Here is a 25,822-nt window from a genome sequence, read left to right on the forward strand (position 1 = left end):
GGATCAGCGCTTGCCCTCCAGCAGCACCAGGTCGATCGCGATGCCCGACGCCACCGCAAGCGTCTTCAGCGGGTCCGGAAGGCTCGGGTAGCGCTGCCAGACCTGGTAGCTGTCGGCGGCGGTGAAGAACTCGCCGAGGTTGGGGAAGTTGCGGTCCACGCGCCCGACCTCGTGCTCGTTGTTGTCGAGGATCTGGAACTCGAAGGCGCCGAAGTTCCCCCGGACCGTGCCCACCGGCTGCTTCCAGGCGTCGAGCAGCCGGAAGCTGGCCTTGAACAGCTTGAAGTCCTGGTCGATGTAACCGATCGGCCGACCGTCGGGGTAGGCGATGGTCGTCGTGGCGGTGAACATCGCCCAGGACTTCTCGATGTACAGCCGCGGCTGCCCCCAGGCGTCGTTCACCATGAGCTTGCGGGCGAACCCGGCGGTGTTCTCCGCGACGAACCGCAGCGCCTTCATACCGCCGCTGAGGCCCACCTCGTGGATGTGGGCGGCGAGCCGCCCGTGCGCGTCGTAGCAGTAGTACTCCGACTCGTCGACGAAGAAGCGCTTGGGCTGCTTCACCACGATCGGCACAGTGTTGAACAGGTCCACGAAGGGTTTCGACGCGCGCGCGGGCCACCCGGTTCCGAGGAATCCGGCACATCCACTCAATTCGCGTGCGGCCCGCCCGTCACCCTCAACCGCCGCGGCTCCGCCACGCACCCCCACCCGTCTCCCCCTCGCTTTTGCCCTACTCCCCGGCGCCGGACAGGATGCGGTGGACCAGGGCGCCGACGAGCGCGTCCACGTCCCCTTCTCCGTCGAGCACGCCCGGCAGCGTGAGGTGCTCGACGACCAGGCCGGTCATCGCCAGGTAGAGCATGACGACCTCGCTCCGCCCGCCCGGCAGGCCCGCCTCCTGGTGCCCGCGCACGTTCTCCTCCAGGTCCTGGCGGATGCGGCGGGTCAGCGTCTCGCGCAGGGCCGGGCGGCGGGTGGCCTCCAGCCGCAGCTCCAGCAGGGCCAGGTACACCGTGCGGTTGTCGCGCATACGCCCCAGGAGCCACCGCATGAGCCCGGCGACGTCCTCGGCGGTGGAGGCGCCCGCCATGGCGCGCTCGGCCTCCTCCGGGTCGGGGGCGAAGCGCACGTAGAGGTGTCCCCCCGCCTGGGTGAGCAGATCGTCCCGGTCGGAGAAGTAGTTGGAGGCGGTGCCCGCCGGAACCCCGGCGGCGGCGTCGACCGCGCGGAACGTCAGGCCGCGGGCGCCCTGCTCGGCGAGGACGGCGAGGGCGCCGTCCAGGAGCGCGGCGCGGCGTTCGGGATTGCGGACCATGCGGGGCCTCCTCGAAGAACCGGCTTGCAACCACTACATCTGGAGCACTATACATGGAGTGGTCATCGTCCGGTCCGGTCCCGAGGAGCGCCCATGCGTGAACTGACCTACTTCGTCGCCGCCACCGCCGACGGATTCGCCTGCGGCCCCGACGGGTCCTACGGCTTCTTCCCCACCGCCGAGGACACGGGGGCGTTCCACTTCGACGCGTACCCGGAGCTGGTTCCCACGCACGTCCGGGCCGCGCTGGGCCGGGACGGCCTGGGGAACCGGCACTTCGACACCCTGCTCCAGGGGCGCGGCTCCTACCGCCTCGCCCTGGACGAGGGGGTCACCAGCCCCTTCGCGCACATGCGCCAGTACGTCGCCTCGACCACGATCACCGAGAGCCCCGACCCGGACGTCCAGATCATCTCCGGCGACCCGCGGGAGGCCGTCCGCGAGCTCAAGGAGGAGGACGGCGAACTGGGCATCTGCCTCATCGGAGGGCCGACGCTCGCCGGAGCCCTGTACCCGGAGATCGACGCGGTGTTCCTCAAGCGCTACCCGGTGATGGCGGGGGCGGGCAAGCCGCTCTTCTCCGGCGCGGAGTTCTCCCCCGCCGAATTCCGGCCCGTCTTCCGCAAGGTGTTCGACAGCGGCGCCGACTACACCCTGTTCCGGCGCGGCTGACCTCGCTGCCCCCTCTGCGCCCGCGCGCTGTTCTGAGGTGCTCCGCTCCGGCCGCTCAGGCCAGGGGCGGCGGCTCGGGCAGGGTCTCCGAGCCCACACGCTCGCCGTCACGGGTCACGGTCAGCCCGTCCGGGCCCGACCGGCCGACCAGCCAGGCCAGCAGGGCGGCGTGCGGCCCGTCGGCGCGCAGGCCGGCCGGGCCCCGGCCGATGGTGCCCACGTCGGCGATCTCCACCGTCGGCAGCTCGGCTCCGGCCAGGCGCTCGACCATCGACCGCAGCTCGCGGTCGACGAAGTCCTCCCGCCAGTGGCCGGGCGTGTACCCGGTGTCCAGGTCGACGTGGTGGTACTCCAGCTCCAGGATGCGCATCCCGGCCAGTTCGGCGGCGCTGAACACCCGGCCCGAGCGGTGCCGGACCTCGAAGCCCCACCGCTCCTGCGGCATCGCCGCCACCGCGGCGGCGAACCGGTCGGACGAGGTGCGCAGGTCCGCCGCCTGCTCGGGGCCGGGCCGCGGCGCCCCCGCGTCGATGTCGGCCTCCCGGGCCTCCTCGCTGGGGTACAAGGCCGCCTCGCGCCCCTCGCGTGCCGCTTCGAGCACGCCGGAGACCGCGTCGGCGCTCCGGGACACGTGGGCCAGCACGTGGCCCCGGGTCCACCTGGGCAGCAGCGACGGGGCGGCGATCTCCTCGGGGGAGAGCCGCTCGGCCGTGCGCACCAGGCGCTCGGTGGCCTGTTCGATCTCCTTCATCTCCATACCGGAGGCCTCCTCAGGATGCGGCACCGCTCAAGGTGCCGGTGGTCTGCTCGCCGGGGCTGTAGACCACACAGTAGATCTCCCGGTCGAACTGCTCGAAGGCCTCCCGGGTGGGCGTGTAGTAACTGAAGTCGTAGACCGACTGCTCGTAGGGCACGCCGATGAAGGTCGCGAACTCGTCCAGGCAGAACTGGTCGGCCTCGTCCGTGATGGCCTGGTCGCCGGGCCACTCCGACTCGGCGGAGATGGTGGAGGCGTACACCTCGGAGTCGTGCGGCGCCGAGCAGTCGGTCAGGGGGACCTCGGAGACCTCGCCCTGGATGGACTCGTCGTTCAGGCAGTCGCCCACGGCGATGTCGAAGGCGGCCACGTCCTCCTCCTCGGCGGGCGGCGGGGACTCCAGGGAGGTGTCCTCCTCCACCGGCTCCTCGGCGGGGGTGGTGGGCTCCGACGGGACCGAGTCGCTCCCCTGGTCTTCGGCCCGCTGCGTGGCCTCCTGCAGGTTGGACAGGATCGCGCCGCATCCGGAAGCCGAGACGACCGCACCGGCGATCGCCAGCCCGGCGACGGCCTTCTTGGCGGTCGGAGCGAAACGGATGGACATGGGGGTACTCCAAATCGGGTGATCGATGGGGGATGCCCCCGAAGGGGCGCGGCGGGGGCCAGGGCCTGCGCCTGCGGGGCACCGACCGCTCCGACGCCCCGATGGGCCCCGGGGTTCCCCGGTCCACCCGGGAACTTCCCCCCGTGTCCGCGATGGTGCAGAGGGTGACGGCACTCGGGCGCAGCCCGCGATGATCTCGACGTAAGTGCTGTCATTCCTGCGGTTTCGACAGCACTTTTGCCGAGATCATCGGGGGGTTGAGGGCGGGCACGCGAAAGGGCGGCCCCCCGGTGGCCGGGAGACCGCCCTTCTCGTCGCAGGCTGTTCGCCGCGTACCCGGAAGGCCGGGGCGGGGACTCAGAAGTCCATGCCGCCCATGCCGCCCGTCGGGTCGCCGCCGCCGGCGGCCGGCTTCTCCGGCTTGTCGGCGATGACGGCCTCGGTGGTCAGGAACAGGCCGGCGATGGAGGCCGCGTTCTGCAGGGCGGAGCGGGTGACCTTGGTCGGGTCGATGACGCCGTCCTTGAACAGGTCGGTGTACTCCCCGGTGGCGGCGTTCAGGCCGACGCCGGCCTCCAGGTTCTTCACCTTCTCCGCGACGACCCCGCCCTCGAGGCCGGAGTTGATCGCGATCTGCTTCAGCGGGGCCTCGATGGCGCGGCGGACGATGTCGGCGCCGATCGCCTCGTCGCCGGACAGGTCCAGCTTCTCGAAGGCCGGGACGCCCGCCTGCAGCAGGGCCACACCGCCGCCGGGCAGGATGCCCTCCTCGACGGCCGCCTTGGCGTTGCGGACGGCGTCCTCGATGCGGTGCTTGCGCTCCTTGAGCTCCACCTCGGTGGCGGCGCCGGCCTTGATGACCGCGACACCGCCGGCCAGGCGGGCCAGGCGCTCCTGCAGCTTCTCGCGGTCGTAGTCGGAGTCCGTGCGCTCGATCTCGCTGCGGATCTCGTTGACCCGGCCCTGGATCGCGGTGGCGTCGCCGGAGCCGTCCACGATGGTGGTCTCGTCCTTGGTGACGACGACCTTGCGGGCGCGGCCGAGCATCTCCAGCTCGGTGTTCTCCAGCTTGAGGCCCACCTCTTCGGTGACGACCTGGCCGCCGGTCAGCACCGCGATGTCGCTGAGCTGGGCCTTGCGGCGGTCGCCGAAGCCGGGGGCCTTGACGGCGACCGACTTGAAGGTGCCGCGGATCTTGTTGACGATGAGCGTCTGCAGGGCGGCGCTCTCGACGTCCTCGGCGATCACCATCAGCGGCTTGCCCGCCTGGAGGACCTTCTCGACGACCGGAAGGAACTCGTTGTTGTTGGAGATCTTGGAGTTGACGATGAGGATGTAGGGGTCCTCGAGGACCGTCTCCATCCGCTCCAGGTCGGTGGCGAAGTAGGGCGAGATGTAGCCCTTGTCGAAGCGCATGCCCTCGGCGAGCTCGAGCTCCAGCCCGAAGGTCTGGCCCTCCTCGACCGTGATGACGCCTTCCTTGCCGACCTTGTCCATCGCCTCGGCGATGACCTCGCCGATCTGGGCGTCGCCGGCGGAGATGGAGGCGGTGGAGGCGATCTGCTCCTTGGTCTCCACGTCCTTGGAGAGCTTGGCCAGCTCCTCGCTGATGCGGGAGACGGCGGACTCGATGCCGCGCTTCAGGCCGATCGGGTTGGCGCCCGCGGCGACGTTGCGCAGGCCCTCGCTGACCATGGCCTGGGCGAGGACGGTGGCGGTGGTGGTGCCGTCACCCGCGACGTCGTCGGTCTTCTTGGCGACCTCCTTGACGAGCTCGGCGCCGATCTTCTCGTACGACTCCTCGAGCTCGATCTCCTTGGCGATGGAGACACCGTCGTTGGTGATGGTGGGGGCGCCCCACTTCTTCTCCAGAACGACGTTGCGGCCCTTGGGGCCGAGCGTCACCTTCACCGCGTCGGCGAGCGTGTTCATGCCGCGCTCAAGGCCGCGACGGGCTTCCTCGTCGAACGCGATCAGTTTGGCTGCCATAGACTTCCTGTCCTCCCGGGACGGGCTGATACGCGAAGGAACGAGCACGACGCCCGCGACGGACGACCGCGGTCCGCCGGCTGTCCGGCCGCCGGCGCCCGCGGCCTCATCGTCTCGATCCTGGTTAGCACTCCGATCATCGGAGTGCTAACGATCCCCTTTTTAGCACTCCCCCATGGCGAGTGCAAACGGCCCCGGAGAGGGATCCTCTCCCGATGAGCCCCAGGTCAAACCGCACATGAACGGGCCGCGTCCGGCACTGCCGGACGCGGCCCGTTCGCAGGGGGCGGGGGCGGGTCAGCCGCCCGCGACCGCCGGGATGATCGAGACCTCGACGCCGTCCTTGGTCGCGGTGTCCAGGCCCTCGGCGAAGCGCACGTCCTCGTCGCCGACGTAGACGTTGACGAAGCGGCGGATCTTGCCGGAGTCGTCCAGGATACGGGCGCGGATGCCCGGGTGGTTGGCGTCCAGGTCGGCCAGGACGTCCTTCAGGGTCGCGCCCTCGGCGGACACCTGGGCGGCGTCCTTGGTGTAGGTGCGCAGGATGGTGGGGACGCGAACGCTCACGCTCATGGTGCGGGTACTCCTCGGTGTCGGTGGTGCGGCCGGCCCGCCCGGGGCGCCGGGCGGGGCGGCGGGGTCGGCGGGTGTCGGACCCGTCTCAGTCCAGCCCGGCCTCGCGGAAGGCGTCCAGGGACGGCCGGATGGTGGCGGTGACGCCGGCGTCCACCGCGTTCAGGGTCTTGAGGCCGTCGCCGGTGTTCAGCACGACCGTCTCCTTGCCCGGGTCGATCGCGCCCTCGGCGAGCAGCTTGCGCAGCACGCCGGTGGTCACGCCCCCGGCGGTCTCGGCGAAGACCCCCTCGGTGCGGGCGAGCAGCGCGATGGAGTCGACCACCTCGTCGTCGCCGACGCGGCCGACCGCGCCGCCGGTGCGGCGGCACACGTCCAGCACGTAGGGGCCGTCGGCCGGGTTGCCGATCGCCAGCGACTTGGCGATGGTGTCCGGCTTGACCGGCTGGATGACGTCGTGGCCCTCCTCGTAGGCGCGGGCGACCGGGGAGCAGCCGGAGGCCTGGGCGCCGAAGACCCGGTAGGGGCGGTCCTCCACCAGGCCCAGCGCGATGAGCTCGCGGAACCCCTTGTCGATCTTGGTGAGCTGGGAGCCGGACGCGATCGGGATGACGATCTGCTCGGGCAGCCGCCAGCCGAGCTGCTCGGCGATCTCGTAGGCCAGCGTCTTGGAGCCCTCGGCGTAGTAGGGCCGCAGGTTGACGTTGACGAACCCCCAGCCCTCGCCCGCCGGGTCGCCGATCAGCTCCGAGCAGAACCGGTTCACGTCGTCGTAGGTGCCGTCGATGGCGACCAGGCGGCCGCCGTAGACGGCGGCCATGACGACCTTGGCCTCCTCCAGCCCGGCGGGGATGAACACGCAGGACCGGAAGCCCGCGCGCGCCGAGGCCGCGCCGACCGCGCCGGCGAGGTTGCCGGTGGAGGAGCAGGACAGGGTGGTGAACCCGAAGTTGCGGGCGGCCTCGACGGCCATCGCCACCACGCGGTCCTTGAAGGAGTGGGTGGGGTTGCCGGAGTCGTCCTTGACGTGCAGCGCCTCCATGCCCAGCTCGGCGGCGAGGCGGTCGGCGCGCACCAGCGGCGTCAGGCCGGGGTTCATGTTGGGCAGCTCGGCCACGTTCCCGGGGACCGGCAGCAGCGGCGCGTAGCGCCAGATGTTGTTCGGGCCTTCCGCGATCCGTTCGCGGGTGACGGCGCCGAACTCGTAGGCCACCTCGAGGGGGCCGAAACAGAACTCGCAGGCGAAGCGGGGGCCGAGCTCGTAGCGCTCGCCGCACTCGCGGCAGGCCAGGGCGGCCGCGGGACCGAAGGGGCGGGCGGCGGGGGTCTCGGCAGTCGTGGCTTCCGGGGCGCTGATCGCCATTGCGAGGCTTCTCCTCTCATCTTCCCTGGCGACCGATCTGGCCCCAGGCCGGAGTTGGCACCTGCCCCGGCCGCCTCGCGGATTTCACGAGCGCATCGAGCCGGGATGGTTGCCGGGGCTTCGCAGGGCCGGTCCCTCCACCCCTCTGGATGAGCGATATTCGGTTGTGGTCACACGGTTGTCGACGGATTCGGTTGGGAATCCGCTCACGACTGTAACGGACGGTCCGACCGGTTTTCCATCCATGGTGACCCGGATTACACCCATGGCGCACGCCACACACCGGCACCGCCCCGGAGGACCGCCGGAGGGTTTGCGCCCGGCCGCGCACGGCGACACCTACATCACCCCATCACCCCGAACCGGCTTTCCCGAGAGGTGAACGTTCTGGTGGACAAGGCACAGATCCTCGTCGCATCCAACAGAGGACCGGTGTCCTACTCGGTCGACGACGCCGGGGCGCTCACGCACCGGCGCGGGGGCGGTGGGCTGGTCTCCGGTCTGAGCGCCGCCGCCGAGCACGGCGACACCCTGTGGGTGTGCGCGGCGCTGTCCGACGCCGACCGGACCGCCGCCGCCCAGGCCCCCGAGGGGCGCATCGACCGCACCACCGACCTGGGCGGGCTGCGGGTCACGATGATCGACGTCCCCCAGGACGTCTTCGACAACGCCTATACGGGCATCGCCAACTCCACCCTGTGGTTCGTCCAGCACATGCTCTACGAGACGCCGTCGAAGCCCGTCTTCGACGCGGCGTTCCAGCGCCGCTGGGAGGACTACCGGGCCTACAACGCGGCCTTCGCCGAAGCGCTGCTGACCGGGTCGGCGGATAACGCGCGCGTGGCGGTGCAGGACTACCACCTGGCGCTGCTGCCGCGGATGCTCCGCGGACGCCGGCCCGACCTGCGGATCGCGCACTTCTCGCACACCCCCTGGGCGCCGCCGGAGTACTTCCGCATGCTGCCCACCGGGGTCCGCCGCGAGGTGCTGGAGGGCATGCTCGGCGCCGACCACCTCGGGTTCCTCAGCGCGCGCTGGGCCGACGCCTTCCTGCGCTGCTGCGCCGAGTTCCTGCGCGCCGAGGTCGACATGGTGCGGCGCACCGTCGAGTACGGCGGCCGGATCATCGGTGTGGGCGTCCACCCGCTGGGGGCCGACGCCGAAGGGCTGCGGCAGCGCGTGGCGGAGCCGGACGTGGCCGAGCGCGCGGCGGCGCTGCGCGAGCGGGTCGGCGACCGGCGGCTCATCGTCCGGGTCGACCGCACCGAGCTGTCCAAGAACATCGTCCGCGGCCTGGAGTCCTACCGGGAGCTGCTGCGCACCCGGCCGGAGTGGCACGGGCGCGTCACGCACCTGGCGTTCGCCTACCCCAGCCGGACCGACGTGCCGGAGTACCGCGAGTACACCGAGGAGGTCCGCAGGCTGGCCAAGGAGATCGGCGACGAGTTCGGCACCGCCGACTGGACGCCGCTCATCCTGGAGGTGCAGGACGACTTCCCGCGCTCCCTGGCCGCGTTCACCATGGCCGACGTGCTGCTGGTCAACCCCGTCAGGGACGGGATGAACCTGGTGGCCAAGGAGGGGCCGACGGTGTCCCGGGACGGGTGCGCGCTGGTGCTCTCGACCGAGGCGGGCGCCGCCGACGAACTGTCGGACGACGCCCTGATGGTCAACCCCTACGACGTCACCGAGACGGCCGAGGCCCTGCACACCGCCCTGACCATGCCGGAGGCGGAGCGCTCGGCGCGCTGCGCCCGCCTGGTGGAGCGGGCGTCGGCGCTCCCGCCCGAGCGGTGGTTCACCGACCAGCTTCGGGCGCTCGGCTGAGGATCTCCTCGATCACCCCGGTCTTGCCCTCGGCGTAGTCCTGGACGCTGTCCCCGTGGCGCTCGGCGAGGTCGCGCTTGGCCCGCTCGTAGCGTTCGCGGTCCTCCGTGTCGGCGCGGAGCCGGTCGCGCAGGGCCAGGATGCGCCGGGGCTCGGGGCCGTCGGCGAACACGTGCAGGGTGCTGCTGACGCCCGGCCCCTTGAAGACGTGGTGGTCGTGGAAGTCGGGCTCGGCGTAGTGCAGGACGTACCCGGCCTTCTCCAGGGCAGGGCGGTAGGCCCCCTCGTCCGCGGGGTCGCCGACCAGGAGCAGCAGGTCGACACAGGGCCGGGCGGCGAGGCCGGGCACGGCCGTGGAGCCGACGTGCTCCACGGCCACGGCGACGGGCCCGAGGGCCTCGCGGACCCGTTCGGCCTCGCGCTGGAACAGGTAGGGCCACTTGGGGTCGTGGGCGGTCAGGACGACCCGCTCGTCACCGCGGCCGAACGAGCGGTCGAAGTGGCTGCCGCGCGCTTCACCGCGCACAGGGAGCCGTTCGGGGGATTCGTGGGAGGGGGACATGCCGGAAGTCTCATGACCTGCGCCGTGATCGTCAACCCGGGCGCCCCCGGGTCCACGCACCGTGTTCGGCCGGGGACGGGATCCGTGGTAGCCCTCCCGCGGCGGGGATGGGCGGGGGGTCACCCGCGTTCGTGGCGGCCGCCGGGCCAGGCATCCAGCGTGCAGGAAAGTGCACACTGGGCGCACGGGAGTGGCCAGAGGCGCACACTCGTCGCCCGGGACCGCCCGAGGCGCCCGGGTCTCGAGGGGGTGGAACCGCCTACCTCCTCCGGCGGCCCGCGCCCTTGCGGCGGCGGCCCGCAGGGCGTCCGGCCGCGGCGGGCTCGGCCTCCGCGCCCTCCCCGGCGCCCCCGCCACCGGCCTCCCGCCCGCGCCGGGGCAGGTCGTACGGGTTCTTCGAGGTGCGGCGCAGCACCAGCGTCAGCGCCACGAGCACGACCAGCACGAGCACCCCGCCGACGGTCCACAGCGCCCATCCGGGGACCGGCAGGCCCTCGTCCTCGGCGACCAGGTCCTCGTTGTACAGCGGGACGTCCTCGGCGGCGGCGTCCGCCTCCTCCACGGCGGCGGGGGCGTCCACCACCCCGTCGCGCGCCGACGCGGTCAGCGCCTCGGCCACCTGCTCGGGGCGGAGCTGCGGGAAGTCCGCGCGCACCAGCGCGGCCGCACCGGCGGCGAAACCGGCCGCGACGCCCGTCCCGCCGTACCGCTCATAGCCGCCTCCGGGCGCCGGGGCCTCCACGTCGTCGCCCGGGGCGGACAGGTCCGGCGCGCCGCCCTGCCCCTGCCCCTCCGCGGCCTGGGTCCCCGCGGCCTGCGTCGGCGCCGTCTGTACCGGGGCGAGGTCGCGGTCCACCGCGCCCACGGCCAGCGCCCCCTCGGACGCCGACGCCGCCTGGGCCGCCGGGTCGCCCGCCGGGAGCAGCACCATCGTCCCCTCGCCCACGGCGTAGGCCACCGCCTCGGCGACGCCGTCGAGGTCCTGCCCCCCGGCGACGCCGTCGGCCACCGCCACGACCTGGGCGCCCTCGTCGGCGGCGTAGCGGATGCCGCGCTCCAGGGCGTCGCCGTCCTCGGCACTCCCGCCCTCGGGGGCCACCCGCACCGACAGGACGTCCGCGTCGGGGGCCACGCCCATGAACCGGGCGTGGGTCTCCACGCCGTACCCGGTGGCGGCGGCCACGGCGGCCACGGCGGTGGAGGACCCGTCCGCGCCGTCGCCGTCGGCGCCGGAGAAGTCGGTGCCCACGGTCACCTCGCCGCCGAGATTCGGGTTCTCGGCGTCGACGCCGGTGCCGACCACGGCGACCGTGGCGCCGCGCCCGCGGCCCTCGTCCTGCTCCTCGGCCGCGTCCCAGGCGTCGCGGGCGCCCAGGGCCTCCAGCCCCCACTGGTCGATGAGCGCGTCGCCCCACGCTGGCGGTGCGGTCGGCGCGGCCACCGCGCCGGCGGCCAGCAGCAGCGCGCACAGGCCGGAGCCGGCGTGGCTGGTGCGCATGGAGTGTCCCCCCGTGACGTGTCCGGTTGCGAGGCCGGCGCGGCGCTCCGCCGCCGAAGCGCTGGTCAGGGCCGCGCACACGGGCAATTCTGCCAGCTTCGCACGTGTATGCGAACGGAATGGGCCTTCGGTGAGAGGCTCCTTACCCCCGAGGCCGAACCTGCGCGGTCCCCTGCGTCGGGCCCGGGAGGAGTCGCTACGATGTTTCGCGCCGATCCCGAAGAGGAGGCGTGCAATGCCGGAAATCCGGGAACAACCATCCGACCCCTCAACCGACGGCGCGCCGGCCCTCGCCGAGCGCGACCGGCGCATCCTCGCCTTCGAGAGCCAGTGGTGGAAGCTCGAAGGCTCCAAGGAGCAGGCGATCCGCGACGAGTTCGGCTTCTCCCCCACCCGCTACTACCAGCTGCTCAACGGCCTGGTGGACCGCCCCGAGGCGCTCGCCTTCGACCCCATGACCGTCAAGCGGGTACGCCGCCTGCGCGCCGACCGGCGCCGCCAGCGCACCGCCCGCCGCCTGGGCATCCGCCTGTAATGGTGCTGCCCCGCCCGCGCACCTCCGACGGCGCGGCCGCGCTCGGCGCGATCGCCGCCCGGCCGTCCGCGGCACTGCTCGCCTTCGACTTCGACGGGACCCTGGCACCGATCGTGCCCGACCCGCGCGACGCGCGTCCCCACCCCCGCGCGCTGGCGGCGCTGCGCGCCCTCGCTCCCCGGGTCGCCGGTGTGGCGGTGGTCACCGGACGACCCGCGGAGACCGCCGTGGAGTACGGCGGCCTGGACGGTGTGCCCGGAATCGTGGTGCTCGGCCACTACGGCCTGGAGCGCTGGGAGGACGGGGGGCTCACCGGCCCCGGAGCCGTGCCGGGCCTGGAAGAGGCGCGCGCCGCGCTCCCAGAGCTGCTGGCGGACCTCGGCCCCCTGGGCGAGGGGGTGCACGTGGAGGAGAAGGGCAAGGCCGTCGCCGTGCACACCCGCCGCGCGGCCCGTCCGGCCGAAGCGCTCGATGCCCTGCGCGAGCCGCTGCGCCTGCTCGCGGAGCGCGCGGGACTCGCGGTGGAGCCGGGGCGCATGGTGATCGAACTGCGGCCCCCGGGCATGGACAAGGGGGCGGCGCTGACCGCCCTCGCCGACCGGGTGCGGCCCGGCGCGGTGCTGTACGCCGGTGACGACTTGGGCGACCTGCCCGCTTTCGCGGCCGTCCGGGACCTGCGCACCCAGGGGGTGCCCGGGGTGACGGTGTGCAGCGGCTCGTCGGAGGCTCCGGCTCTGGCCGAGCAGGCCGACCTCGTGGTCGACGGTCCAGAAGGCGTCGCCGGGCTGCTGGAGGGCCTGCTGCCCTGAACCGCGGCTACCCCAGGTAGGACGGCAGGAACAGCAGGGCCCCGGCCAACAGGAACAGTCCCACCACCAGGAACAGCGCCGCACCGAGGATCTGCGACCGCGCCTCGATGATCTCCGCGCGCGCGGGGTTGTCCGGGTCGTAGGCGACGGTGACCTGGCGGCCGGTGCGCATGAGGTTGGTGGTGACGCGGATCCGCTGCACCGCCTCGATGTCCTTCCCCTCCCGGGTACGGAAGGAGAAGCGGGCCGCCGTCGTCGCCGACGCCCCGACGCCGCTCTCGCCCGCGCGCACATGCAGGTGGATGCGGTGGCCGCCGACGACGCCCGGAACGCGGACCCCGTCACGCCTCACGCGCAGGACGTCGTAGAGCAGCCAGGCCCCCAGGCCCGCGAAGAAGAGCGGGAAGAGGACCATGAACAGTGCGCCGATGACAGAGCCGTTCCCGCCCAAATCCCCGCTCCTTCTCCTCCTCTACTCCCCGAAACAGGCACGCACCGCCGCGCGCAGGTCGTCGAGGCCGGTGCGGCGGCGGCCGAAGTGCACGGAGTTGGTCAACAGACCCACGTACCTTCCGGTCTCGGGCTGGAGGTACAGGCTAGTTCCCGTATAGCCGTGGTGGTAGACCACACCGTCGTCACCCACCAGCCAGCCGAGGCCCCGGGAGACGCCGTCGGCGACCCGCACGGCCGGACGCCAGCTCTGCCTCACATAGTGGGGCGGCAGCAGGCAGCCCTCCTCCCCTGCGGCGCTGCGCAGCAGCTCGCGCGCGTAGGCGCCCAGATCGATGGCGGTGCTGAACACCCCCGCGTGCCCGGCGACGCCGCCCATGAGCCCGGCCGCCTCGTCGTGCACCACACCCCAGACGGGGGCGGCGCCGGGTATGCGGCACTCGGTGGGGGCGACCGCGGGCGAGCGCGGCAGCGGGCCGTACGTCGTGGCGGTCATGCCGGCGGCGTTCCACAGGGTGGAGACGGCCAGGTCCAGCGGGGTGTCCAGGAGCCGTTCGAGGATGAGCCCGAGGAGGATGAAGCCGCGGTCGATATAGCGGTACCCCTCCTCCTCCAGGGGTTCGGCCAGGATCGACTCGGCGAGGTCCCTGTCGGTGCCGACATAGCACTCCAGCCACGCGACCGGGTTGAGGCGGGAGGTGTGCGTGAGGATCTGCCGCGCGGTGACCTCCCCGCCCGCGTACGGCCCCCCGGCCACGTACTTCCCCAGCGGCGTGTCCAGCGAGAGGATCCCCTCCGCCGCGGCGCTGCCGGCCAGCGGCCAGGCGGCCATCACCTTGGTGAGGCTGGCGACGTCGTACAGCACGTCGGGCGCGGCCTGCACGTTGTCCCCGCCCTCAGTCACGCCGCCGACGGCGACGAACTCCCACATGCTCCCGGTACCGACCACGGCCGCGCCGCCGGGCAGCCACCCGGCGTCGACCATCACCTTGAGCACTCCCCGGATGTCGGCTCCGGTCTCGGCCACCCAATCGCCGTCGCGCATAGGACCCCCCTCGTACCCACTCCCCAGGTCAGGCGATACCCCCTGGTGGGACGCCCGTCACCCCGCGAGGGCACCGAATCCGTTCCCGACCTGGACCGAAACCACGAAGGACGCCGTTCCCGGCGCTTCCGGCAGACTGTCCCAATGGACCGATCCCCTCCCCCCATCCCCGACGGTCGCTCGGCCCGGGAGGCGCACGCCGAAGGCGTGCGGCTCTCCGAGGAGAGGCGCGACGACGAGGCCGAGCCCTATTTCCGCAAGGCGGTGGAGCTCGACGGCACGAGTGCCTTCTACAAGCTGGCCTTGGGCAAGTTCCTGTTCTTCCAGCGGCGCTACGAGGAGGCGCTCCCGTGGCTCCGGGAAGCATCCACCTCGGGCACCCTTGAGGCGCTGCGCTACACCGGCCTGTGCCTGCAGTTCCTAGGTCGGCTCGACGAGGCCGAGCAGTGGTACTTCCCCGCGGCACAGGCCGGCGACGTCCCCGCGATGGTCGATATGAGCTCGGTGCTGACGGAGACCATGCGCTTGGAAGAGGCCCTCGAGTGGGCCCAGCGCGCGGCGAATGCGGGCAACTTCGACGGCAACAGCAACGCGGGGGCGATCCTGCTCAGGATGAAGCGCCCCGGGGAGGCGCACGACTGGCTGCTTCCCGCCGCCGAAGCCGGCCATGTGACGTCGGCCTTCCACTTCGGGTTGGTGCTCGACGACCACCTGGGCCAACCCGAGCGGGCGGAGTACTACTTCCGCGTCTCCGCCGAGGGCGGCTGGGCCAAGGGGATGGCGGCCCTCGGCGAGAGCATGCTCAAAAGGGGTGCCCCCGAGACGGCGAAGCCATGGTTGGAGAAGGCGGCCCGGCAGGGGGGCGTACGGGCGGGCCTCCGTCTCGGCGAGGCGCTGATCCGCCTCGGCGACGGCGATATGGCCGAGAACTGGCTGGAGTGGGCCTGGGGGAAAGGGGCCCAGCGGGCAGCGCTGGTACTCGGCGCCCACCTCTTCCGGGAAGGCCGCTTCATGGAAGCCGAGCACTGGTTCACCCGCGCCCATGAAGCAGGGATGCGCGGTGGCACGAAGGGGCTCGGGTTCGCGCTGCTGAAGCAGGACAAGGCGACGGAGGCGCTCCCCCACCTGCGCGCGTTGGCGCGGCGGTACGACTGGCAGTCCGTGCGGTACCTCGTCCAGGCGTTGCGCATATGCGGCGAGAGGGACGAGGCGGAGTACTGGCACGGCATGCTCCCGCCCGAGCACAAGACGCCCGCCGACCACCCCGGCTCCTGAGCCCCCGGCGTCTCCGCCCTTCCCTCCTTCAGGCGCCGTCGACCCGGTCCAGTTCGTCCGGGTCGACGGTGATCACCGGCTCGTGCGAGTGGTGGTCGAGCAGGGTGCCGCGGCGGACGGCGGGCCCGCCCAGGTCGATCATGCCGGTGGGGTCCAGGGTGAAGCCGCCGCCGCGCTCGTAGAGGGCCGTCAGGGGCGCGAACATGTGCGGCAGGCCGGGCGTCGGCGCGCCGGAGGCCAGCACGGCCTCGAACTTCACCGACCACAGGGCGGTCTTCACCACCTGGGGCGGCAGCTCGCGCCCGATGAGCTCGCTCTCCAGGCGCAGGAGCACGTCCTCGTCCACGGCCACCGCGGGGGCGACGATCTCCGCCACATCGAAGAACGGCCACGTTCCGGCCTGGAGCAGCCGCCGCCAGAGCGCGGCGCGGCGCAGGTATTCGCGCATGAGGCCGGTCCTGGACGCGGCCGACTCCGGCCGCACGTCGTCCCAGTCGACCACCAGCAGCCGGTCGGCCTGCCCCTGCGCGGCGCGCCGGACGGCGGCGCCCTCCGCCGCCTGGCCGCCCAGCCACACGGGAACCTGGTCAGGGTCGCGCGGGAAGCGCCGCAGCTCCTCAGGAGCGAGTTCCTCAACGCTCCGGGGATCGAAGTGGGCCGGGGCCGAGTCGTAGTCGTACGTGGCCTCGTACCTGCCCGGCGGGACGACCCGGAGCTTCAGCGTGAACCACGTCCCGCGCCCGTCACGGTGCATCCCGCGCCGGAGCTTCTGGAGATCCAGCTGGGCGAGCACGGACACCTTCACCTCCACGCGCTCGCCCGCGACCACCGCGTCGGCCCGCACCTCTTCCGCGTACCCCAGCCCGCCGCAGACCAGCCGGACGGCCTCCCACCCGCCAGGGGCCCCGGCCACGAGTTCCGATGCGATCTCCGTCAGCAGCTCGTGCTGCTGGTCCGGCCTCAGCGCCCAAGCGGACATGGCTTCCTCTTTCTCAAGATGGGGGGACCCGTCCCGTAGGATCCGCTGCGTCAAGGGATGTTCACACCGTGATAGAAGCGCGCGGTGAGCCCGTTTCGAGAGGAGTGCCGGTGACGACCCGCATCGTGCACCGCCCGGCCAGGACCGTGCACCCGCCCGCTCCCGAGGAGCCGCGCGAGGTCGAGGCGCCACCGACGCTTCCCGACGGCAACGCCCAGCAGAGCCCGCTCATGACGGTGCTGCCCATGGTCGGGATGATGGCGTCGCTCACCATCATGATGGTGATGCGGAACCCGGCGTTCATCGTTTTCGGCGCCGTCATCCTCGTCGTCGCCCTCATCGCGGCGCTGGGCATGTTCTTCTCCCGCCGCGGCCAGGCCGGGCGCCAGCGGCGCAACCAGCGCGAGCTGTACCTCGAATACCTGGAGGAGCTGCGGGACGACCTCAGCGCCGCCGAGCGCTCCGTCCGCACCAAGGCCCGCCTCCTGGCGCCGCCGCCGGAGGCCCTCTACGACATCGTGCGCGACCCGGCCCGCCTGTGGGAGCGGCGGCGCAGGGACCGCGACTTCCTCCGCGTGCGGCTCGGGACGGGCGAGGTGCCGGCACGGCCGCTGCAGCTCGCCGACCGGGGGAGCGCCCTCACCCCCACCGACCCGTTCATGGCGTCGGAGGCGTCGGCGGTCATCCGGCGCTTCGAGGCCGCGCCGGACATGCCGCTGACCGTTCCCCTGGACCGGGCGGGCAACATCAGCATCGTCGGGGAGCGCGAGGATGTGCTGCGGGTCGTGCGCGCGCTGGGCGTTCAGGCCGCGGTCTTCCACGCACCGGAGGACCTCGTCATCGCCGCCGCCTACCCGTCCGACGCGGCGGACGACTGGGCGTGGCTCAAGTGGCTCCCGCACGTCGCCGACGGAGGCACCCGGCTCATCGCACCGGACCCGTCCGAGCTCGGGGCCCTGCTCGCCGACGAGCTGCGCGCGCGCACGGACCTCGCGGGGGAGATCCGCCGGGGCATGGGCCGCAAGGAGGCCTACGCGTCCATGCGGAGGCTGCTGGTCGTGCACGACACCCACGGCGGGGTGGCCCGCGAGCTCGCCCGGCCCGACGACGCGATCGTTCCGTCGGCGCTGGGGGCGACCGTGCTGCACCTGGTCGAGCGGCAGGTGGACGAGCCGGGGGACGTGTCGCTGCGCATCACCGTCGACGGCGACACGGCCACCGTCACGGACCTGCGGCCGGACGCCCCGGTGTCCGCGTCCGGAACCGTCGATCCGGTCAGCCCCGCTCAGCTCAACGGGCTGGCGCGGATGGTCGCGCCGCTGCGGCTCTCGGCCGAGGCCGCCGAAGAGGCCGAGGCCGACGCCGGGGCCGTCGACTACACCGGGGCGCTGGGGATCGGCGACCCGGGGGCGATGGACGTCCCCAGGCTGTGGGCGTCCCGCAGCGAACGCGCGTTCCTCCGCGTACCGATCGGCTTCGACGGCATGGGGCAGCCGCTCGTGCTCGACCTGAAGGAGGCGGCCCAGCTCGGCATGGGGCCGCACGGGCTGTGCGTCGGGGCGACCGGATCCGGCAAGAGCGAACTGCTGCGCACGCTCGTGCTGGCGCTTGCGTCCACGCACGCCCCGGACGACCTGTCGATGGTGCTGGTGGACTACAAGGGCGGGGCGACGTTCGCGCCTTTCGAGGACCTGCCGCACGTCGCCGGGATCATGACCAACCTGGAGGACGACACCGCCCTGATCGAGCGCGCTTACGCGAGCCTGTCAGGCGAGGTCCAAAGGCGCCAGCAGGTGCTCAAGGACGCGGGGAACGTGGCGGGCATCGGCGATTACGCGTTCCTGCGGTCCAAGAACCCGGACCTGCCGCCGCTGCCGCACCTGTTCGTCATCATCGACGAGTTCGGCGAGCTGCTGACCGCGCGGCCGGACTTCATCGAGCTGTTCCTGTCCATCGGGCGGATCGGCCGCAGCATCGGCGTGCACCTGCTCCTGTCGAGCCAGCGCATCGAGGGAGGGAAGCTGCGGGGGCTGGACACCTACCTCTCCTACCGCCTGGGGTTGCGGACCTTCTCCGAGGAAGAGAGCCGCACGGTCCTCGACGCCCCCGACGCCTTCCACCTGCCGGCGCTGCCCGGCTTCGGGTACTTGAAGGTGGACACGACCGTCTACCAGCGCTTCAAGGCGGGGTACGTCTCGGGGCCGTTCAAGGGGACGCTGCCCTCCGCCTCGGAGGACGACGACAAGGCGCCCACGGTCAAGCCCTTCGAGGCGTACAACACCGCTTCGGCCGACGCCCCCGGCCCGGTGGAGTCCGCGCCCGCCATGCCCGAGCGCTCGACGGGGCCGTCCCTGCTCGACGTGATGGTCGGGCAACTGTCCCGGCACGGCACGCCGGTGCGCGGGGTGTGGCTTCCCCCGCTCCCCGCTGCGACGCCGTTGGACGCGCTCTCAGGGGCGCCCGCGCCCGGTCCCGAGGGGTTGCGGCTGCCGGACGCCCACGAGCAGATGCACCCGCCCATCGGCCTTCTCGACGACCCGTCGAAGCAGTGGCAGGGCGTGTGGAACCTGGACCTGACGGCGGCGGGCGGCCACATCGCCGTCATCGGCGGGCCGCAGACCGGCAAGACGAACCTGTTGCGGACACTGGTGACGTCCCTGGCCCTCACCCACACGCCGCAGCAGGCCGCGGTGTACTGCCTCGACATGGTCGGCGGCGGACTCCAGGCGCTGGCGGAGCTGCCCCACGTGGGCGGTGTGGCCGGGCGCCTCGACCGGGAGCGCGTGCGGCGCACCGTCGAAGAGGTGCGGGGGATGCTGGAGCACCGGGCCGAGGTGTTCCGGGAGCGCGGGATCGACTCGGTGGAGCGGTTCCGCCGCATGCACGCGCGCGGCGAGGTGCCGGAGCTGCCCGCCGCGGACGTCGTGCTCGTCATCGACGGCTTCGGCACGATCCGCAAGGACTTCGAGGAGCTGGACGAGCTGGTGAACGAGCTCCTGCAGCGCGGGGGCGGGTACGGCGTGCACGTCGTGGCGGCGATGCTGCGGTGGAACGACGTGCGGATGGCGGTGCAGTCGACGTTCGGGCAGCGGGTCGAACTGCGGTTGAACGACCCGTCGGACTCCACGGTGGACCGGAAGCTCGCGGAGACGTTCCCGGCGGACACTCCGGGGCGCGCGCTGACCGACGGCAAGCTGTTCGGCCAGGTGGCGCTGCCGCGCATCGACGGGAAGATGGACGCCTTCGACCTCGGGGAGGCCGTGGAGAAGACGGCGCGCGAGGTGGCGGGGGCGTGGGGCGGCACGGTTGCTCCGGACGTGCGGGTCCTGCCGCGTCTCCTCCGCACCCGTGATCTGCCTTCCGCTTCGCAGTTCCCCCGCACCGTCCCCATCGGCCTGGATGAGAAGCACCTCTCCCCTGTCGGGCTGGACCTGTTCAACGAGGACCAGAACCTTCTGGCGCTGGGCGACGGCGAGTGCGGGAAGACGAACCTGCTGCGGCACATCGCCGAGGGGCTCGTGGAGCGGTACTCGTCGGAGGAGCTGGTCTTCGCGGTGATGGACCCGAGGCGGACGCTCAAGAACGTGGTGCCGGAGCCGTACATGGGCGGGTACGCGAGCAACGCACGTGTGTGTGCGGGGCTGGCCGGGGGCGTCGCCAAGGAGCTGGAGGAGCGCCTCCCCGACGACGCCGACCTGGAGGCGGAGAGCAGCCCTAAGGGCCCGAGGATCATCGTCCTGGTGGACGACTACGACCTGCTGACCACCGCCGGGCAGAAGCCGCTGGCGCCGTTCGTGCCGTTCGTGTCGAACGGGAGGGACATCGGGCTGCACTTCGTGGTGGCCCGCAGGGTGGCGGGGGCGGCCAGGGGGATGTACGACCCGCTCGTCCAGTCGATGCGGGAGATCGGCACGAGCGCCCTGCTGATGTCGGGCGACAGGGGCGAGGGCCAGATCTTCCCGAGGATCTACGCCGAGGCGCAGCCGCCGGGCCGGGGCAAGTGGATCCGGCGGGGGAAGTCCCCACAGCTGATGCAGACGGCACTGCGTGCCGACGGCCAGTGAGTCCGGTGCCCGATCAGGAAGCAGTCCTCCATGAGCTACGACGTGGTCATTCTCGTGCCCGAGTTCCCGAAGAACCGGGACATCCTCGGGGCGATCAGCGATATCGACCCGCAGTTGCGGCTGCGGACGCGGCGCGGGGGCACGATCGTCGAGATCGCGGACCGGCAGGGCCGGTCCCTGGTGGCGTTCGAGCCGACACAGCAGGTGGACGTGGCCGGGGAGGCCGACCGCCTCCTGAAAGAGGGCATCGCGGACGGCCTTCCCTCCCCCTTCTGGTGGATCGAGACGCGGACGAGGATGCCGGAGGCGAAGTGGCTGTCGGACGCGTTCGCCGAGGGAATCGCGCGGAGGCTGGGCGGGGTGATCTGGATGTCCAGCGGAAGTGACGTGACCTCTGAGGAGACGGGAGTCGACCAGTGAGCTTCAACGCCGCCGACCTGATCGCCAGGGTCGAGGACGACGCACCCGAGCACCACCCGTCGGTGGACCGGAGGGCGGAGGAGGCCGTGGTGATCGAGATGGAGCGCCCGGTGGTGCCGTTGACGTCGTGGATCGCGGACGCGATCGCGGTGTTCGGGGCGGAGCGAAAGGCGATCCAGGTTCTGACGCCGCCGACGTCCCGGTTGACGCACCCGTTGTGGGCCCTGCTGAGCGGGCCAGGGGCACGTTGGGTGGTGGAAGACCCGGAGCGGGGCCACTTCGACGGCGTGAACGGCCTGCCGCTGGAGTGGGATGAGGCCAAGGGATTCAGGCCCATTTCCCAGACGACCGGCCCCGTCACCCCCGTCGAAGGCTTCCAGACCGATGCTGCCCAGTCCTCTGACTCCAACGCAACACACGTCCTCCTTGACCTGACGGTCGAACACCCGGCCAGCGAGGACCTCGTACTCGGTGGGGGGACCGAAACACTCGTCTCCACCCTGACGGGAGACCTCCCCGCCGGCTGGAGCACCAACGAACCAGCGGTGAGGGCGTGGGACCGCGAAGCGGTCACCGAGCTGTGCAAGAAGCGCGCGCCGAAGGCGTCCCGACTGTTCGTGGCGGGACCACATGGGGCAGAGCGTCCGTTCATCGGCCCGCTGACGGTGAAGCGCACACGGACAGGGCTTCTCGAAACCCTGTCCCTAGCAGTCGCAGTGCCACCGGGTGAGCCGTTCCCCCACGACGACCTGATGCGGGCAGTGGAGCTGCTTGCAGCGGAGCGCTTGATCAGGACGCTGGTGGTGAACACCCTCCCAGGACGGGCGGACCTGACCTACGAACCCCGCTGGATGGGAGCCCCGAAGCCGTTCGGCACGGCCATCGGTCATGCGCCAGTGGAGGAGATGGGTCTAGAGCACGCGATGTCGGCTCCGGTACCAGGCATCAAGCTTGGCCCGGAGGATCGTACCGCCGTCTGGTACCCCCTGAACGAGACCGATCCGAAGAGGGCGCTCAGTTCACTCCAAGAACTGACCAGTCACCTCATGGCTCCCAGCTTCAGCAGCGACGGAAAACGGTGAGGGCTAACTCATATATCAATACTTCTAGAGTCCTACAACATCTCCCGCAGTCAATCCGGAATCAGATCATTATCCCTTGGGTACTGCTGGAGATCCTCCAGATATGTCGCAACGACGGGTTCATTATTAAATTTAGACTTAAATTCATAATTATATTTAGTTGAGTAACGTCCATCATTCTTAACTTCAACTACCATTCCATACCCCCTTTCCTTCCTCATACATACCGTTTCGTAGATCATGCAATCTAGCAACCAGGGGTATACTTCCCCGGAATATTTCTGTTTCGCCTTTCGCCTTTATCACCCTCCCAACTCCTTCGGCATACCCCCAGGGCTGATTCAAAGTCGTTGATCGTCTTAGTTTTCGCTGGTCAGGCGAGCCCGATGAGATCGAGCGGGCGAGTGAAGCATCCGTAGGAGACTCACCAGATCGCATCAGGGATGGTCGGACGCCCCAGCGTGGAGAGCAGTAGCGCGGCCAGGCTGCGCAACGTGGTGAGGTTGGTCGGCCCGTGGCCCGTGCGGACTTTGCAGGCGTCCTCGGCTACGAACTCCGTTCAGTTCGCATTTCTTTGAGCCAGCCAGGGATCTGCTCTTCTTCGCGCGGAAAGTACTTCAGGTCTTCGAGGTAGGTCTGATTGGTCGGTGGCACATTGAACCGCGGGGCGTAGTTGTAATTATAATTAACGCTGTACTTTCCGTTGCCATCAAGCAGGATTCTCATTGAATACCAAGTCCCCTTATCTTGCATGTACATTCCAACGCGAAGATCATGAAGGACTTTCAAAATTACGAAGTTACCGTTGAATTCTTTTTGGCCTCCATCTTCCATAGTGACGATGCCGTAGGTTTCCATGTATCCATGCAGGGCGTCCGCTCGAAATTTTACCTCCGACCATCCTTCAGGAAGACCACGAGCAAGAACCCGGACTGCCTCTTCAACAAGTTCCTTCTCTTCTCCAATGCCAAACTGTCCGCGATAGACCACTGCAGGCAACCCCTTTCTCCTATTTCACTTTCGGAGGTGTATTGACGTACAAGACGGGCCCGCCTACCCGCTTCTCCCCCTTGATCTCTACTTCGTACATCACATAGATTCTATCAGGTACACGCGCCCTTCGGGCTGGATCAGTGAAGCTCTTCTCGCCCACTTCGCAAAAGATGTGTGGGATGATTTTAGCACCAGGCTCCGCTTCAACGATCTCCTCCCAGTGCATTTCGAGTTTTCTATAGTTATTCAAAGCATTGGCATCTCCCCCCAGTATTCGATTAAGGGACGATCGCATTGAAACTTGGTTGATTCTGTCTCCAGCCCCATTCCATTCAGTTGCAATAAGATGACCCCCGTCAAATTCTTCTATCTCGTAGAGCTCCACCTCACCGGATACAGGACGCCTTCCATGCTCTTCTTCAAAATCGGAAAGGATTTTTCTATTCAGTTCTTCAAATTCCCCTTCTCCTTCGTTTCCAATCTTGCTCTGCTCAGGCCCACGGTCGTTGTTGATCCGCTCAAGCCCTCCCACATCCGTTGTATATACAGGAATGCCATTATCTCCAGTAATATAGATCCTAGTGTCGTCGACGACGTATTTAACGTTGGGGAGAGGGTTTTTCAAGTCCGGGTTCCATGGTTTCCCTTTAACTCCGGAAGGAGCATGCACCTCAACGATCTCCCCCTCCGCAGCGGTGATAAAGGTTCCTCGATAGCGCCCCCTTCTGTCATGTACTTCAAATGAAGTATAAGGATCCAATCTCGTTTTCAATGGCATCTGCCCGAACGCCTGCCGAGCAGTCGGGGCGAGGTGACTTTCCGAAGTCGACGAAACCGAAACATACTGATCCACTCTTGCCGATGTTCGAGCTTCGTCCACATATTCCCATTGCTCACTCACAAACTTCTCCGCATCAGGCTGAGCGCCAAGAAGGCGCACTTCACCTGTTGCCTGACGGACGCCATCATCCTCCCACTCATCGTCACTGAAAGCAGAGTGATTCGGACCTTGATCACCAGGTTCGTGGAATGAATGCGGGATAGATCCAGCCGATGATACCGAAGCAGAGGACGAATATGGCGGTTCCCCCCTTCCCGTGATTGCCCCGCCTTCATTTACTGCACTGGAATAATTATAACCATTCCCTCCATCAACAGCCTGTACTCCGTGGGCATCGGCAGCGACCTTAGATGGCTCATGGTCATACTCGAAAACCTGGCTGGACTCAGCCTCCTGCGCCTTACTGTCCTGCGCTTCGTACTTCATCGCCTGAACAATGTCACCTGTCTCCCGACGATATTGTTCGAAGCGCTCTACATCTCCGACGCTGACGGTGTCATCAGTCTTCCTTCCCAACTCCTCTCGGTCGCCGAACACAGGGTCGGGCGACTGGCGTTCCTCAACACTCGGAACATCCGCCCTCTCCTGATCATCAGCATTGAATGAACTCTTGGGACTTTCACTCGTCGCAACGAACGGCCTGTCGACGGAGGTCTGAGGAGATGGTGCACCTATGTGCGAGCGATCATCTGAGACTGAGCGGTCACTCCGTTCGTCGGCAGAGTCAGGAGTGCTGTGTGCCGCACCTGTGCCCTTATGCTGCGGGTCCGCAGTCCCCTGCCCCTGGGGCAGGGGGTTCTGCGGCTGGTTCCCGTTCGGCTGCGAGTTTTCGACCTTGTTATCGAGCTGGTTAACCGAGGACGAGATGTTCTCCGCCCCGGGCTGCTGACCGCTCCCCGGCCCGCTGCCGGACGACGAAGTCGACCCGTTCTCCCACTGTGTCTGACCACCCCACGTGGGCGGCGTGGTTCCACTTCGCAGCTGGGGCACCAGGGACTGTACACGCCCCTGGAGCCGTGTCCCCAGGATATGTTCGACATCCACGCCCGGAATCTTCTTGCCGACGCCCGTAGCGACGGAGGCCACCTTTCCTAGCGACAGCGCTCTCCCCGCAGCAGCACCAGCCACAGCCATGCCTGTGTTACCCAGGCCAACACCGACCGCATGACCGGGATCGTCGTCCAACTCCGTCCACGGAAAGAACTCGTGAGCCTGGTCCCGATAATGCGTGGTCATGACGTCCAGGCCCCAACGCGACGGGTACAGGGTTCCCTCTTCGAACCCGATGCCCAAACTGTTACCCGCTTTGGTCCCGACCTCGATGGCGAAGTCCGTGTAGAATTCACCCCTATTACCCAAAGCCTCCCAGTGGTCCATCGTCCACCCGTTCTCCGGGTGGTAGTAACCCGTGGAAGCGAGAAACGTCGCGCCCAGGGTCATCGCCATCCCGGGCCCGGCGGTCTCCGACAAACCACGCGTCAACCCGCCCAAGAACTGCCAGGTGTCGGAATAGACAAAGGCGCTGTACTCAGGAACCTCGTTCAAGGCGGAGTCCATGGTGACGCCGTACTCGATGACGCCGTCCTTCTCCTGCGCATCGCCGTCGACGGGAACGAACGTCGTCCCCCCGAACAAGCCCGTAATCGCATTCGCGCATTCGCGCTCCGCCTCTTGGAACGAGGTCACAAGGCGGTTCGCCTGCACCTTCAGGTTGACGTTCTCGTCGACGAGGTCACTATCGTCGTTCCAGTCATCACCGGCACCGTCGACGAACTCCTGAGCCGTCCCACGCAGTTCGAGCAACTGCCCCTTGAGCCGATCCGCCTCCTCCGAGAACTTCTGGAGGGCCCCCGCGGCGGCGGCCATCATTCCGCCGATCTCGCCCCCCAGGTCCGCGATCGGATTCGCCGCCCTGAGGAGCCGATCCGACTCCGGAGCGGTGTACACACCCGCCAGGGCCTGCCAGACGCTCTTGATGTCCTGCCCTGCGGACTCGATCCCCGCCCCAGCCGAGCCCGTACCGGAAGCCGCATCGGACAAGACCTCAGGGGCCGTTCCCGGAATCGGAATCGCTTCCGGAACGATCAGCGTCCCAGGGTCCAGGTTCATGTGCTGCATCGTGGTGGTGCCGGAGCCGCTGGTACCGGAGGTTGGGGGTGCTTCCAT

General features: G+C 69.6%; 22 protein-coding genes and 1 riboswitch. Of the genes, 8 read left to right on the top strand and 14 right to left on the bottom strand.

The genetic code is table 11. From position 1 onward, the window contains the following. Positions 1-3 precede the first annotated feature (3 nt). Together O4U47_RS15280 and O4U47_RS15285 are read right to left on the bottom strand one after the other, a co-directional pair. On the bottom strand, positions 4-594 hold the full coding sequence (locus O4U47_RS15280) for a phospholipid scramblase-related protein (RefSeq protein ID WP_270678528.1): 591 nt from the start codon (positions 592-594) through the stop codon (positions 4-6). 139 nt (positions 595-733) lie between these two features. Further along, positions 734-1,318 (bottom strand): TetR/AcrR family transcriptional regulator, encoded by a 585-nt coding sequence (locus tag O4U47_RS15285; RefSeq protein WP_270678529.1) that lies wholly within the window; start codon positions 1,316-1,318, stop codon positions 734-736. A 93-nt stretch (positions 1,319-1,411) separates the two neighbouring features. On the opposite strand from O4U47_RS15285, the gene O4U47_RS15290 reads away from it, so the two are divergent. Beyond that, entirely contained in the window at positions 1,412-1,990 is a 579-nt protein-coding gene (locus O4U47_RS15290; protein WP_270678530.1) for a dihydrofolate reductase family protein, read from the top strand. Positions 1,991-2,045: 55 nt separating this feature from the next. On the opposite strand, the gene O4U47_RS15295 is transcribed toward O4U47_RS15290, so the two are convergent. The 5 genes from O4U47_RS15295 to thrC all read right to left on the bottom strand — a co-directional run bounded on the left by O4U47_RS15295 (position 2,046) and on the right by thrC (position 7,276). Then, positions 2,046-2,747, bottom strand: coding sequence for a maleylpyruvate isomerase family mycothiol-dependent enzyme (locus O4U47_RS15295; RefSeq protein WP_270678531.1), 702 nt, complete (start codon positions 2,745-2,747; stop codon positions 2,046-2,048). Between the two features lie 13 nt (positions 2,748-2,760). After that, the gene (locus tag O4U47_RS15300; RefSeq protein ID WP_270678532.1) at positions 2,761-3,351 is read right to left on the bottom strand and encodes a septum formation family protein; all 591 of its coding nucleotides are present in this window, start codon (positions 3,349-3,351) and stop codon (positions 2,761-2,763) included. Between the two features lie 357 nt (positions 3,352-3,708). After that, positions 3,709-5,340 carry a chaperonin GroEL gene (gene groL / locus O4U47_RS15305; RefSeq protein ID WP_270678533.1) on the bottom strand — a complete coding sequence of 544 codons (1,632 nt, stop codon included), beginning with the start codon at positions 5,338-5,340 and terminating at the stop codon, positions 3,709-3,711. 297 nt (positions 5,341-5,637) lie between these two features. Next, positions 5,638-5,913 (bottom strand): MoaD/ThiS family protein, encoded by a 276-nt coding sequence (locus O4U47_RS15310; RefSeq protein WP_270678534.1) that lies wholly within the window; start codon positions 5,911-5,913, stop codon positions 5,638-5,640. An 88-nt stretch (positions 5,914-6,001) separates the two neighbouring features. Then, positions 6,002-7,276 (bottom strand): threonine synthase, encoded by a 1,275-nt coding sequence (thrC, locus tag O4U47_RS15315; RefSeq protein ID WP_270678535.1) that lies wholly within the window; start codon positions 7,274-7,276, stop codon positions 6,002-6,004. Between the two features lie 13 nt (positions 7,277-7,289). Next, positions 7,290-7,432: riboswitch (SAM riboswitch) on the bottom strand. A gap of 234 nt (positions 7,433-7,666) precedes the next feature. Here thrC and O4U47_RS15320 point away from each other — a divergent pair. Further along, complete coding sequence (locus O4U47_RS15320) at positions 7,667-9,103, top strand: alpha,alpha-trehalose-phosphate synthase (UDP-forming) (RefSeq protein ID WP_270678536.1); 1,437 nt, start codon at positions 7,667-7,669, stop codon at positions 9,101-9,103. Here O4U47_RS15320 and O4U47_RS15325 read toward each other — a convergent pair. Continuing rightward, a complete protein-coding gene (locus O4U47_RS15325) occupies positions 9,075-9,665 on the bottom strand; it encodes a GrpB family protein (RefSeq protein ID WP_270678537.1) in 591 nt (196 codons plus the stop codon). The genes O4U47_RS15320 and O4U47_RS15325 overlap by 29 nt on opposite strands. A 259-nt stretch (positions 9,666-9,924) precedes the next feature. Further along, the gene (locus tag O4U47_RS15330; RefSeq protein ID WP_270678538.1) at positions 9,925-11,163 is read right to left on the bottom strand and encodes a S8 family serine peptidase; all 1,239 of its coding nucleotides are present in this window, start codon (positions 11,161-11,163) and stop codon (positions 9,925-9,927) included. Positions 11,164-11,398: 235 nt separating this feature from the next. Between O4U47_RS15330 and O4U47_RS15335 the strand changes: the two genes are divergently transcribed. Together O4U47_RS15335 and otsB are read left to right on the top strand one after the other, a co-directional pair. Continuing rightward, complete coding sequence (locus O4U47_RS15335; protein ID WP_270678539.1) at positions 11,399-11,698, top strand: DUF3263 domain-containing protein; 300 nt, start codon at positions 11,399-11,401, stop codon at positions 11,696-11,698. Then, positions 11,698-12,507 (top strand): trehalose-phosphatase, encoded by an 810-nt coding sequence (gene otsB / locus O4U47_RS15340; RefSeq protein WP_270678540.1) that lies wholly within the window; start codon positions 11,698-11,700, stop codon positions 12,505-12,507. Before O4U47_RS15335 ends, otsB begins: the two co-directional genes overlap by 1 nt. Positions 12,508-12,514: 7 nt before the next feature. On the opposite strand, the gene O4U47_RS15345 is transcribed toward otsB, so the two are convergent. Both O4U47_RS15345 and O4U47_RS15350 read right to left on the bottom strand, forming a co-directional pair. Further along, positions 12,515-12,958 (bottom strand): DUF3592 domain-containing protein, encoded by a 444-nt coding sequence (locus O4U47_RS15345; RefSeq protein WP_270678541.1) that lies wholly within the window; start codon positions 12,956-12,958, stop codon positions 12,515-12,517. Positions 12,959-12,979: 21 nt separating this feature from the next. Next, complete coding sequence (locus tag O4U47_RS15350) at positions 12,980-14,002, bottom strand: serine hydrolase domain-containing protein (protein ID WP_270678542.1); 1,023 nt, start codon at positions 14,000-14,002, stop codon at positions 12,980-12,982. A gap of 144 nt (positions 14,003-14,146) precedes the next feature. On the opposite strand from O4U47_RS15350, the gene O4U47_RS15355 reads away from it, so the two are divergent. Further along, positions 14,147-15,277: a tetratricopeptide repeat protein gene (locus O4U47_RS15355; protein ID WP_270678543.1), complete on the top strand. Its 1,131-nt coding sequence runs from the start codon at positions 14,147-14,149 to the stop codon at positions 15,275-15,277. Between the two features lie 28 nt (positions 15,278-15,305). Here the strand turns inward: O4U47_RS15355 and O4U47_RS15360 are convergent, their stop codons facing one another. Next, positions 15,306-16,256, bottom strand: a complete 951-nt coding sequence (locus tag O4U47_RS15360) for a hypothetical protein (RefSeq protein WP_270678544.1) — start codon at positions 16,254-16,256, stop codon at positions 15,306-15,308. Between the two features lie 110 nt (positions 16,257-16,366). On the opposite strand from O4U47_RS15360, the gene eccCa reads away from it, so the two are divergent. From eccCa to O4U47_RS15375, 3 genes are read left to right on the top strand one after another with little or no spacing between them, the layout of a single operon-like run. Beyond that, complete coding sequence (gene eccCa, locus O4U47_RS15365; protein WP_270678545.1) at positions 16,367-20,320, top strand: type VII secretion protein EccCa; 3,954 nt, start codon at positions 16,367-16,369, stop codon at positions 20,318-20,320. A 30-nt stretch (positions 20,321-20,350) separates the two neighbouring features. Continuing rightward, entirely contained in the window at positions 20,351-20,740 is a 390-nt protein-coding gene (locus O4U47_RS15370; protein WP_270678546.1) for a hypothetical protein, read from the top strand. After that, positions 20,737-21,822 (top strand): DUF6177 family protein, encoded by a 1,086-nt coding sequence (locus O4U47_RS15375; protein WP_270678547.1) that lies wholly within the window; start codon positions 20,737-20,739, stop codon positions 21,820-21,822. The genes O4U47_RS15370 and O4U47_RS15375 overlap by 4 nt, the downstream gene beginning before the upstream one ends. 546 nt (positions 21,823-22,368) lie before the next feature. On the opposite strand, the gene O4U47_RS15380 is transcribed toward O4U47_RS15375, so the two are convergent. Both O4U47_RS15380 and O4U47_RS15385 read right to left on the bottom strand, forming a co-directional pair. Further along, entirely contained in the window at positions 22,369-22,821 is a 453-nt protein-coding gene (locus O4U47_RS15380; protein ID WP_270678548.1) for a hypothetical protein, read from the bottom strand. A 10-nt stretch (positions 22,822-22,831) separates the two neighbouring features. Beyond that, positions 22,832-25,822, bottom strand: coding sequence for a DNA/RNA non-specific endonuclease (locus tag O4U47_RS15385; RefSeq protein WP_270678549.1), 2,991 nt, complete (start codon positions 25,820-25,822; stop codon positions 22,832-22,834).

Origin of the sequence: Nocardiopsis suaedae, from assembly GCF_027706745.1 — a bacterium.
Lineage (GTDB): Bacteria > Actinomycetota > Actinomycetes > Streptosporangiales > Streptosporangiaceae > Nocardiopsis_A > Nocardiopsis_A suaedae.

Coding starts and splice junctions, on each gene's coding strand:
- O4U47_RS15285 (WP_270678529.1), bottom strand. CDS start 1,318: ATGGTCCGCAATCCCGAACGCCGCGCCGCGCTCCTGGACGGCGCCCTC.
- O4U47_RS15290 (WP_270678530.1), top strand. CDS start 1,412: ATGCGTGAACTGACCTACTTCGTCGCCGCCACCGCCGACGGATTCGCC.
- O4U47_RS15295 (WP_270678531.1), bottom strand. CDS start 2,747: ATGGAGATGAAGGAGATCGAACAGGCCACCGAGCGCCTGGTGCGCACG.
- O4U47_RS15300 (WP_270678532.1), bottom strand. CDS start 3,351: ATGTCCATCCGTTTCGCTCCGACCGCCAAGAAGGCCGTCGCCGGGCTG.
- groL (WP_270678533.1), bottom strand. CDS start 5,340: ATGGCAGCCAAACTGATCGCGTTCGACGAGGAAGCCCGTCGCGGCCTT.
- O4U47_RS15310 (WP_270678534.1), bottom strand. CDS start 5,913: ATGAGCGTGAGCGTTCGCGTCCCCACCATCCTGCGCACCTACACCAAG.
- thrC (WP_270678535.1), bottom strand. CDS start 7,276: ATGGCGATCAGCGCCCCGGAAGCCACGACTGCCGAGACCCCCGCCGCC.
- O4U47_RS15325 (WP_270678537.1), bottom strand. CDS start 9,665: ATGTCCCCCTCCCACGAATCCCCCGAACGGCTCCCTGTGCGCGGTGAA.
- O4U47_RS15330 (WP_270678538.1), bottom strand. CDS start 11,163: ATGCGCACCAGCCACGCCGGCTCCGGCCTGTGCGCGCTGCTGCTGGCC.
- O4U47_RS15335 (WP_270678539.1), top strand. CDS start 11,399: ATGCCGGAAATCCGGGAACAACCATCCGACCCCTCAACCGACGGCGCG.
- otsB (WP_270678540.1), top strand. CDS start 11,698: ATGGTGCTGCCCCGCCCGCGCACCTCCGACGGCGCGGCCGCGCTCGGC.
- O4U47_RS15350 (WP_270678542.1), bottom strand. CDS start 14,002: ATGCGCGACGGCGATTGGGTGGCCGAGACCGGAGCCGACATCCGGGGA.
- O4U47_RS15355 (WP_270678543.1), top strand. CDS start 14,147: ATGGACCGATCCCCTCCCCCCATCCCCGACGGTCGCTCGGCCCGGGAG.
- O4U47_RS15360 (WP_270678544.1), bottom strand. CDS start 16,256: ATGTCCGCTTGGGCGCTGAGGCCGGACCAGCAGCACGAGCTGCTGACG.
- O4U47_RS15370 (WP_270678546.1), top strand. CDS start 20,351: ATGAGCTACGACGTGGTCATTCTCGTGCCCGAGTTCCCGAAGAACCGG.
- O4U47_RS15385 (WP_270678549.1), bottom strand. CDS start 25,822: ATGGAAGCACCCCCAACCTCCGGTACCAGCGGCTCCGGCACCACCACG.